This window comes from Methylobacter sp. (genome assembly GCF_004322395.1).
Taxonomy (GTDB): domain Bacteria; phylum Pseudomonadota; class Gammaproteobacteria; order Methylococcales; family Methylomonadaceae; genus Methylobacter_A.
Map to the genome: position 1 here is coordinate 77,022 of NZ_SCTW01000154.1, position 8,203 is coordinate 85,224.

General features: G+C 44.7%; 7 protein-coding genes. 3 read left to right on the forward strand and 4 right to left on the reverse strand.

Annotated elements, in window-relative coordinates:
• Nucleotides 1-149: 149 nt before the first annotated feature.
• The 3 genes from EPO18_RS20045 to EPO18_RS20055 all read right to left on the reverse strand — a co-directional run bounded on the left by EPO18_RS20045 (nt 150) and on the right by EPO18_RS20055 (nt 4,033).
• The gene (locus EPO18_RS20045; protein ID WP_292436593.1) at nt 150-521 is read right to left on the reverse strand and encodes a tetratricopeptide repeat protein; all 372 of its coding nucleotides are present in this window, start codon (nt 519-521) and stop codon (nt 150-152) included.
• A 183-nt stretch (nt 522-704) separates the two neighbouring features.
• The gene (locus tag EPO18_RS20050) at nt 705-2,438 is read right to left on the reverse strand and encodes a bifunctional protein-serine/threonine kinase/phosphatase (RefSeq protein ID WP_292436595.1); all 1,734 of its coding nucleotides are present in this window, start codon (nt 2,436-2,438) and stop codon (nt 705-707) included.
• A 116-nt stretch (nt 2,439-2,554) separates the two neighbouring features.
• Nucleotides 2,555-4,033 (reverse strand): NarK family nitrate/nitrite MFS transporter, encoded by a 1,479-nt coding sequence (locus EPO18_RS20055; protein WP_292436596.1) that lies wholly within the window; start codon nt 4,031-4,033, stop codon nt 2,555-2,557.
• A gap of 509 nt (nt 4,034-4,542) precedes the next feature.
• Here EPO18_RS20055 and EPO18_RS20060 point away from each other — a divergent pair.
• The 3 genes from EPO18_RS20060 (at nt 4,543) to smbP (ending at nt 6,730) form a co-directional block, all read left to right on the forward strand.
• On the forward strand, nt 4,543-5,418 hold the full coding sequence (locus EPO18_RS20060) for a hypothetical protein (protein WP_292436597.1): 876 nt from the start codon (nt 4,543-4,545) through the stop codon (nt 5,416-5,418).
• A gap of 223 nt (nt 5,419-5,641) precedes the next feature.
• Complete coding sequence (locus EPO18_RS20065) at nt 5,642-5,905, forward strand: hypothetical protein (RefSeq protein ID WP_292436598.1); 264 nt, start codon at nt 5,642-5,644, stop codon at nt 5,903-5,905.
• A 477-nt stretch (nt 5,906-6,382) separates the two neighbouring features.
• On the forward strand, nt 6,383-6,730 hold the full coding sequence (smbP, locus tag EPO18_RS20070) for a small metal-binding protein SmbP (RefSeq protein ID WP_292436600.1): 348 nt from the start codon (nt 6,383-6,385) through the stop codon (nt 6,728-6,730).
• A gap of 369 nt (nt 6,731-7,099) precedes the next feature.
• Here smbP and EPO18_RS20075 read toward each other — a convergent pair.
• Nucleotides 7,100-8,203 (reverse strand): alginate export family protein (locus EPO18_RS20075; RefSeq protein WP_292436603.1); only part of this gene is annotated, 1,104 nt, incomplete at its 5' end.

Genomic DNA, 8,203 nt, shown 5'->3' on the forward strand with positions numbered 1-8,203 from the left:
AGTTAGACCTTCCAGGTTTTAAAAACCTGGAAGGTCTGAATATCGCCTAACGCTAGGTAAGGGAGTGCCGGAAGGATGGTGTCCGTAGATACTTGTGTATAACGATGAGATCTGGAGCTTGGAAGCGAGCGGATGCCTTCTCACCCTGCCTATTGCGGCTTACTAGTTGATTCAGAGAGTGACTTATACAGCTCCAATGCCTTATTCAACTCATCTGTCGCACCTTTTACGTCACCGTTGTTTACTTTGATTTGCGCCTGAATGATGCTTGCGTTAGCTTTTTTGGTGATTTTCGGATTTCCCGTTACTTTCTCGGAAGCCGCACGCGCCTCTTTTAAATGTTGGCTAGGCGGAAAGAAATCTCTATGGCTGATTTCGACTTTAGCCTTTTCAATATGCATAATGGTTTCATTTGGGCTGACTGAACTTTTGGCGGCTTCTTCAGCATAAGCGATAATGCTGGTTGAGCCTAAAGAGAAGACCAGTAATAAAATGAACGCTGTGTTTCTGATCATATTCATAAAATAAACCTTTTTGTTGTGATTATCGGATGGCGTAAGCAAAAATGATTTAAGAAACAAAATCTTTTGTCGACCATAATCGCGGTTCAATCGTTAATGACTTTGAAGTATTTAGTTTAAACTTTCAGTTAAATTACCATTTCGCAAACCGAATACACAACACGTATAAACACCTAATAATTATTAGTTTTTCCCATCCACCAACAGATACATCAAAATCAGGTTTGTAAACAGCAGTATTATTGACAGGCCTTTCCAGAATAATAATGGGTTGCGCTCTATTAAAGGTATGGCTTCTTCAGCGCTCAAAAACCTGGGGTTGGGCGTGGACAGGTCGTACAGAAATTCCGATAAGTCGTCATAACGAAACTGCGGAGTTATCGAGGTGGCTTTTTTTAATGCGCCGTCAATCCAGATTGGCACCATCGTATTGTGATGAAAACTGCGCACATAATGGAGCTTCGCCAGATTCATTTTGTTGGGTTTTTCCGGCATATTTTGGCCGAAGGGCAGGGCGCTGTTAAGCATCTCATAAGCGATCACGCCCAGTGAAAACAGGTCGGATTGTACCGTGCCGCGCTGCCCCAGATGATATTCAGGCGCGGTGTAATTCAACGTGCCGAGTATATTGTCCGTCCTATGTTCCAGCGGGGTAATTTCTGCGATACCGGCGATTTTAACCGAGCCGAAATCGATGATTTTAACGACGCCGTTTTTATCGATCATGATGTTTTCAGGTTTTAAATCCTGATGCAGCATTTCCATGCGATGAAAAGCACGCAGTCCTTTGGCAATCTGTTCAACTATTTTTCTGGCTTGTTTAATTTCAGGTTGGGGATTATCGGTCATCCATTGCCGGAGCGTCGGGCCTTCGAGAAATTCGGTGACGTAATAAATACAGCTTTTTTCCCGATTGGGGTTGAGAATTTTCAGCACATTTTCGTGGTGAATTCGTTTTCCGGCCCATTCTTCATGCAGAAAATGTTCTATGTAATAAGTATCGTCGTCATAAAGCACGGACGGCGTTTTCAATATAACCTGGGTATCGGTTCTGGTATCGAATGCCCGATAAATTTGGGTGCGTTTGCTGGCATGCAATTCCGCTTCAATCCGGTAGCCGTCAATCACCATGCCGGGCTCCAACGGCGGCGGAAAGGGCAGGTTGGTGTAGCGGCGAATAACCTCGTCTTCATCGGCTTCGGGTAAGTCATCGACTCTGACCAGTTGACAAGTTAAATTGTCATCGCTGTGGTTGTCTTTAGCCTGTTGAGCGATTGTTTCCGCAATCAGGGTTAGGTTTGCACCATTTTGGACAAGCTTTTTCAGGGCTTTTTCATCAATAAAATCATGCACTCCGTCAGTCGTCATTAAAAACAGATCCCCCTTTTCTAAAGGAAGCGACTGGTAATCGACTTCCAGATGCTGTTCTATGCCCATTGCCCGGTTAAGATAATTTTTTTCTTTAATCCAGACGCGGTGGTCGCGGGTTATTTGTTCAAAATTACCTTGCCGTAAACGATAAATGCGTGAATCGCCGACATGGAAAATATGCGCGGTAGTCGATTTCAGGATAATAATGCTGAGCGTGCTGACCATGCCCTTGGTCGATTCATAGCGGCTTTGTCCCTGACTGAATAACCAGGAATTGGTGGCGGAAAGGATTTTTTGTCCGGCATGTTTGACGGACCACGAGTCGGGAGTGCTGTAATAATCGCTTAAAAAGCCGACGACGCAGCAGTGGCTGGCCTGCTTTCCAGAGTCACTGCCGCTCATGCCGTCGGCAATCGCAACGGCTATGCCTTTGTGGGCCAGTTGCGAACCTTCCGGTATTAACGAACCGAAAAAATCTTCATTATCCGGTTTTATCCCTTTGTCGCTGGCATAGCCGATGCTGATTTTGAGTGTTGGTTTTGGCATGGTTTTATTAAGGCTAAAGGCTAAGGGCTAAAGGCTAAAGGACGCTACGATTAAAAAACTCGTGCTCAGTTTTAATAGGGCTTTTTTCGCCCTTCGCCTTTTGCCTTTCGTCTGTTTTAATTCAACTCAATCATTTCCACGGTTCCATCTTCCTGAACTTCGGCCATATGTCCTTTAGGCTCATCGATAAACTGCACCGCAATCAACACCGATAACGCCACCGCCGCAATGATCACAAAAAACACAGCCGGTGTAACAAACGATAATATGGTCAAAAACAATACGCCGCCGACATTGCCGTAAGCGCCGACCATGCCTGCGATCTGTCCGGTCATGCGCCGCTTGATCAACGGAACGATTGCATAAACAGCGCCGCAGCCGCCCGATACAAAGCAAGAGCAAGCCATGGTTATCAATACCGCCAACGCAATAGGCCATTCCGAATTAATCAGCGACATGCAGAAATAACCCAACGACAAGCCCAAAACGAAAATACTTAAAGACAATTTACGCCCGAATTTGTCACTAATCCAGCCGCCTGCGGGCCTTGCAACCAAGTTAATAAAAGCAAAGCTACCGCCGAGTAAACCCGCTTCGACCATCGTAACGCCATGCGATTCATGAAACGTATCGAAGAAAAACAGCGGCAGCATCGAAACCACGGCTAACTCCGAGCCGAAGGTAATGAAATACGCCAGATCCAGAATCGCAACCTGTTTGAATTTGTATTTATGTATTTCATCGATCGGGTGTTGCAGATGCTCTTCATTAACGTGGATGATTTTATACACGTTGTAAATAAATAAAGCCCAAATGCCGGTATAGATACAGATGGCGGCGGCGTTCGACAACAGATTGGCGCCGGTCGGCGATAATTTCCAGGTTAACAGGCTCAAGGTCGCGTACAACGGAACGCTCATCAGAATATAGAAAAACAAATCCCAAATACTGGTGACTTCCATCGCCCCGGCTTTTTTAGGCTTAAAGTAAGTCGAGCCCTTGGGCGTGTCGGAAACACTGAAGAAATAGATGATCGAATAAATCAGAGAAATAGCGCCGGTCGTTGCAATCGCATAACGCCAGCCTTCATCGCCGCCAAAGATCAAAGCCAGAGCAGGCAAAGCCCCGGCTGCCGCAGCTGAACCGAAGTTTCCCCAGCCGCCGTAAATACCTTCGGCAATGCCCACTTGCTTGGCCGGAAACCATTCGCCGACCATCCGTATGCCGATCACAAAACCGGCGCCAATAAAGCCCAATAAGAAGCGGGCCAGGGCCAATTGTTCAAAACTGGTCGCAAAAGCGAACATAAAACAGGGAATGCTGCCTGCCGCCAACAGTGTTGAATAAGTGCGTTTAGGGCCGAATTTATCGACCAAAATACCGATCACGATTCGGGCCGGGATGGTCAAAGCGACGTTCAAGATCAAGATGGTTTTTATCTCCGAGTTGTCCATGCCCAATGTTTTAGCAATCACCATCATTAATGGTGCATGGTTAAACCACACCACAAAGCTGATGAAAAAAGCCATCCAGGTCATGTGGAGAATTTTGGTTTTTCCCGAGAAGGAGAGCAGATTAAGGCGTTGAGCTGACATGATTGATTTCCTGTTACTAAGGTTAGTAAGCTAGGAAAAAGCATGTTATGTGCCAGACTTGTGACGGCGGCTGTAATACTGAGCTATTGTGGTGCGGGGAGGTACGGGATTGGAATGGGAAGGTAAATTTCAGCTGATATGCGCACCATAATAATGCTTGATGCGTTGTTATGGTGCGGCGTTGCGGCCGGATAGTTAAATCAGAATACGAGCTATAGTGTTTTACGCATATTATAGAGGATTGGGATTTTAAGCATTAGTTCAGGATTGATCTGGCAAGTAAAATTGGATTGAACTACTATTTACGACTCGTTGCTGTCGATCGCTCAATCTAATTGAATGGCTGCAATTTGATCTTTACTGGCCACTGTTACTTCGTGTCGTTGATATACGGATAGGAAAAAATAAATGCAGATCAATATGTTAGTTCATAGAAGTGAATTTAACGGTAGATATATGGTTAACAATCTAATTCCTTGTTATGCGCTTTCAGAGTTTAAAAACCATCTATGATTTTAAGTAAGAGAGCACTGGAAAAATTAAGGGATTTGATAAACGAAGAAACGGAATATCGTTCAGGCCCAAAGCTTGTTCAATTCTTTAACAAGTTAGGATTTACTGATTCTTATGGGCAGGGATTTCCCTCTCGTTGGTTATACACAGATTCAAGACTAGAACAAATTAATGGAACACCAAATTTAGATAAGTGCATCACGGAAGTATTTGCTCCGATAAACTTCGTTGGGCGCATTCACGGACTCGATCAGTGTATTCAAGATTTCAATCAATTTTTAGCATTTGATAAATGGAAGCTTGTTAGAAAAGAAGCAGATATTTTGTTTCAACGTCTGGAAAAAGTAGAAATAGCTACTGAAATTGAAAAAGATACAGACACAGAAAATGAGTTTCTTATGCGTGAATTCAGTAACGTAAATGTTCAAAGTCTTGGCTTAGAGGGTGCAGTAACAGATGTGCTTCAGTTTAGGATAAAAGAAATTGAAAAGTGTTTTTCGTCTGAATCACCGTTGGCAGTAATTCTGCTAGCAGGTAGCACTTTGGAAGGCATACTTTTAGGGTTGGCAACAAAGCATCCAAAAACATTTAACACAGCCAAATCATCACCAAAAGATGGAGCCGGGAAAGTTAAGCCTTTTCACGAATGGAATTTAGCGGGATTCATTGACGTAGCTAAGGACTTAGGTCTTATTCAACATGATACGCATAAATTTAGCCACTCACTTAGAGACTTTAGAAATTATATTCACCCTTTTGAACAACTGAGTTCGGGGTTTAGCCCAAGAGTGCACACGGCTAAAATCTGCTTACAAGTGCTTAAAGCGGCAATCTATGAAATTAATGAAAATATTGTGAAATATCAGGCATAACATTGCGCTCAACCGGAGCGCGGTTACAATGCGGTTTTATTTTTCAGCTTCCCGTGCCGCGCCCGGTTAGCTTTACGTTAGGCATCCTCTTCCATTTGCCGTTTGGAGCAAAATATGAAGTTTAAGCAAACTCAAATAGCTGCCAAGACCATTAGCTTGGTAGCAGCATTTCTTGTTATTCCGTCTTTTAGCTCAGCATCAGATAAGGTTGTTAAGTGTGCGGTTGAAAGCAATAATCTACCAGCATTTCATGGGGATTGTTTTTTCATTAGAGAAAGGCGGATCGTTTTCGCTTCGTAACGCAGATAAATCAAAGACAATACTCGAAGGCATAACTGATGTTAGTGTTTATATTATCGAGAAGGATATTGCGGATGTCCGGGGGGTAACGACCGACGGCATAAATTCAAGATGGGGAGAAGCGAAACGCTCGACTAAGGACAAAGCTTGCTGGATTGGTAGTGACTTCAAGATTTGTGCTTGGTAACGCGGCAAGATATGCTGACTTACCATAGTCGGATACAGGCCGCGACTTAGGTGATTCTATAACGAAAAAATGAGCCTAGCATGGCGATGCAGCGGAAAACACCTTATGTGCTTCTTTTTTCTGTTTCGGCGGTGATTTAAACGCGATAAGGTGCAATTCATAGGGCGCAATAGGCGCTAGCCGTATTGCGCCGCATGTTGGCCTTTAACCATTCGGCGCATTACGCTGACGCTAATGCGCCCTATGTGCTGGAGCATAGGAACGATAAGCGATAAAAATTCGATGGCTGGTATAGGCAACTCTACTAATTGTATAAATCATTAGCCGCCCCTATCCTGTAATTGCTTTATATATACCAATAAATTATTGGGTTGAACGGGTTTGGTATGCAGTTAGCAACAGCTTAAGCTTCCATGCTTTTGCCGTCTGGTTTCTTTTTATAAAGATCATCACCTACACTTTAAGGAAAATAAAATCATGAGAAAATCAATATTTGCATTTTCCGGTTTATTGCTATTAATAGGTACATTTCTAAGTACAGCAGTTTTCGCCGAAGAGCATGCTGACGCGGCAATCGAGCACACCAGTGCCGCCATAGCGCAAGGCAAGGCAGGCAAAGCGCCTGCATTGGTAGTACATGCAGAAAAAGCGCTGGAACACGCAAAAATGGCCGAAAATGTAGCAAAGGGGCATTTAAAATCTGAAATGAAATCCGCCGTGGATGAGCTGGAAAAAGCCATTAGTGCGGGCAATGCAGATGATGCCAAATTAGCTGTTATTTCCCTCGACAAGGCTTTGGGCTTTCTTCAGGCCGGAAACAAATAGCATCAATATCTTGGGAAAGGTTTTGCCAACATTTCTGCAGGCGAAGCTTTGGACAAGTCTGTACATGCAAAGTTGGGTTAGGCAGAGCAACCGAAGCCCAACACGTTAGCCATTCAGTTGCAGAAATTTCCCATTGTTGGGCTTCATTGCATTGAGTCCAAACTACATGTCATCAAAAATATATTACGATGGCAAACTTGCCGTCCGCTCTGGGCGGTTAGCGGCAATTCGAAAAGCCGCAATCATAGGGCGTCAATAGCGTAGCGTGTTGCGCCGCATGATTAGCTGCCCATCCGAGTGTTCAGGTAAGGGCGCATTTGCATGCGCCCATTGAACTTGCTTCTTTTTTCTCTTTGCAAGTCACCGGTCTTAGAAAGTTATATTTCCCTGTAACCAAATTTTTTGGGTATCTGTGTTAACAAAGGTATCAGCCGCATTGTAATCGTCGGCAGCGTAATAAGCGTATTTCGCTAATATCGAATAATGCTTGCCGAATTTTTTAAGTGCCGAAAGATCCCACTCATCGCCATACTTAATTTGCCCGGTATCATCGGTAAAATTATGGTAAGTGCCGGTTAAGATCACGTCACCGCGGTCAAAAGTGCCGATCATCGTCGCGAATACATCGCGAATACCGTTTTTAGGCGTTACCAGGAATAAGTCCGCCCAGCCTTGGAACGCATGGTTGGTGCCCAACGGCGTATCGAAGGTCTTATTGGTGCCTTTACCGTCAAGCTGCTCTACAGCGCCTTGAAAGGTCAGGTTATAGGCCGTTAAACCGCCCATCAGGTTAAGACGATCTACTGAATACTTGGTCGGACCGTGGCCGTAATCTTCCTGATGGCTCCACTCGGCGGTATAAACCACGCCGTAATTATCGCTTAGCTTGTAAGTGTCTCCCGGCTTTTGAAAATTGGTCATACGCAAACCGTAGGTTTGGCTCGATTTTTCGTAATTTTCCCTTTCGGTATAATCCAACCAGTAGCCGTAACCGACTACATTGCCGTAATCGCCGACTTTGTAATTGACGTTCAGAATCGGAGCTTCGATATGCTCATTCGTGGCGGTAAATGTTTGTACGTTACCGATATAGCCGGCATTGACGGTCAGGCCGAAAAGCTGCTGGTTGTTGTGGGTGATCAGTACCGAATCGAAAGTGGTTTCCATCTGCCGCCAGCCGACGTTGCCGATAAAACGGTCGTCATCCAGTTTGATGCGTTGCCGACCGCCTTTAATAGTCGTATCGGGGATACCGGTATAGCTGATCCATAACTGGTTGAGTTCGCTTTTTTCTGGATCGGCAACTGTTGAGTAACCGGCATTGCCGTTGCGCAGACTGTTGTACTCATCCACCATCGCAAGGTTGCCTTCGTATTCGGCGTAACCTTGAATGCCATGAAAAGTCGGCGATAGTAAACCCGCACGTAAACGACTGGTGAAGGCATTGGCAGTATGCGGAAATTGACCCCTGAA